Below are 1,738 nucleotides of genomic sequence, written 5' to 3' on the forward strand. Positions count from 1 at the left end.
AACTCTCGCCGCAGGTGCTTGCGCGCAGCGCGGGTCAAGTACTCCGGATCCGAGGCGCCCCTACGCGTGCCTAGATGATCGTGAAAGGTGGCACCAACCTGCTTCTTGGTCAGATGAATCGCCGGCAGGACGATGTGGCTTGGAGGTTCATTGCGCAGCTGAACGATGCGCTCGCCCAGATCCGTATCCACCACGCGGATGCCCTCGCGTTCGAGATAGGGGTTCAGGTGGCACTCCTCGGTCAGCATCGACTTGCTCTTGACCACCCGGGTGACGCCATGCTGGCGTAGGATCCCAAGGACGATCCGATTGTGTTCGGCGGCATCGCTCGCCCAGTGGACCTGCGCTCCCAGGCGCCGGGCGTGAGTCTCGAAGGTCTCGAGGTGCGAAGCCAGATCGGCCAGCGTGTGTGCCTTGATCGCCGCGGCAGCGTCCCGTAGCGCCTCCCATTCCGGAAGCGCCCGAGCCGCCCGATCGCGCTTGGCCCGCACGAACCACAAGGCTTGATCGTGCCAGCTCGCCCGGGCTCGATTGCGGACGAAAGCTGCGGCTCGCGTGGCGTGGTCGGCGGACACGTCACTCAGCGCTTTGGCTGGCGGGCTGTCGCCCCGCCAGGATTTGCGCGACATGCATCACACGCAACGGACTGCGCTGGCGTTTGATGAGCCCTTCCAGGTGCATCAGACAGGACATGTCGGTGGCCGTGAGCACATCGGTGCCCGCCTGCTCGTGATCGGCAATCCGATCGCCGCCCATCATACACGAAACCGCGTCCTGCGTTACGGAGAAGCTCCCGCCGAAACCGCAGCACTCATCGGGCCGCTCGGGCTCGCTTAGCTCGAGTCCATCCAACGTGGCGAGCAATCGCTGCAGCCTATCGGGCTTGGACACCACCAGCTCGGAAGAGCTCCCCAAGCGCAGCTCGCGCAGGCCGTGGCAGCTCGCATGCAACCCCACACGATGGGGAAAGCGTCCCAGCGCGCGCTCGATCCCGTGCACGTCCAGCAAGTACTCGGTGAGCTCGTAGGTATTGGCCTGGACCCGTGCGAGCTCGTTGCCATCGAGCAAGGAGGCGTAATGGTGCCGAACCATGGCCACGCAGCTGCCGGAGGGGCATACGACGTGCTCGTAGCGGTTAAAGAGCTCGACGAAACGCGCCGCCAAGGGTCGCGCCGCGTCAGCGTAGCCGCTGTTGAGCATGGGTTGACCGCAGCAGGTTTGCTGCTCGGGATAGTCGACGTGCACACCCAGACCTTCGAGCACCTCGAGCGTGGCGAGTCCAACATCAGGATAAAACAGGTCGATGTAGCAGGGTATGAAGAGGCCGACTGGCGCGGCACCGGAAGCGGCGGGAGCGCCATTCCGGCCGGCAAGCAGGCGAGGTCGTGTCATCAGATCCTCTGGACTTCCTGTACCCCGTTTACCTTGGAGATGCGTCGAATCACCCCGCGCAACCTGCGGACGTCGCTGACGTCGAAGTGAAAAGTGTGAATCGCTCGGCCGTCACGGCCCGACTGGGAGTTGGCTTCGGTGATATTGACACCGGCCTCGTTGAAGGTGGTGGCGAGGTGCGCGAGCACACCGGGCTGATGCGAGGTGATCACGCGCAGCGCAGCGGGCATGTCCACCTTGGCCTGACTCTCCCAGCTCACTGCTACCCGGCGTTCCGGATCGAGCTCCATGGCACGTGTACAACCCTTGCGGTGAATTGTGACGCCGCGTCCTCGCGTGATCCAAC

General features: G+C 64.2%; 3 protein-coding genes. All 3 read right to left on the reverse strand.

Features of this window, described 5'->3' with window-relative positions:
* Positions 1 to 575: LUD domain-containing protein (locus MJD61_13705; GenBank protein ID MCG8556327.1), on the reverse strand; the 575-nt coding region annotated here is incomplete at its 3' end.
* A gap of 1 nt (position 576) precedes the next feature.
* Complete coding sequence (locus MJD61_13710; GenBank protein MCG8556328.1) at positions 577 to 1,392, reverse strand: (Fe-S)-binding protein; 816 nt, start codon at positions 1,390 to 1,392, stop codon at positions 577 to 579.
* The coding region (locus MJD61_13715) for an ACT domain-containing protein (GenBank protein ID MCG8556329.1) at positions 1,392 to 1,738 on the reverse strand (347 nt) is incomplete at its 5' end. The genes MJD61_13715 and MJD61_13710, both read right to left, overlap by 1 nt.

Source organism: Pseudomonadota bacterium (assembly GCA_022361155.1).
GTDB lineage: Bacteria > Myxococcota_A > Polyangia > Polyangiales > JAKSBK01 > JAKSBK01.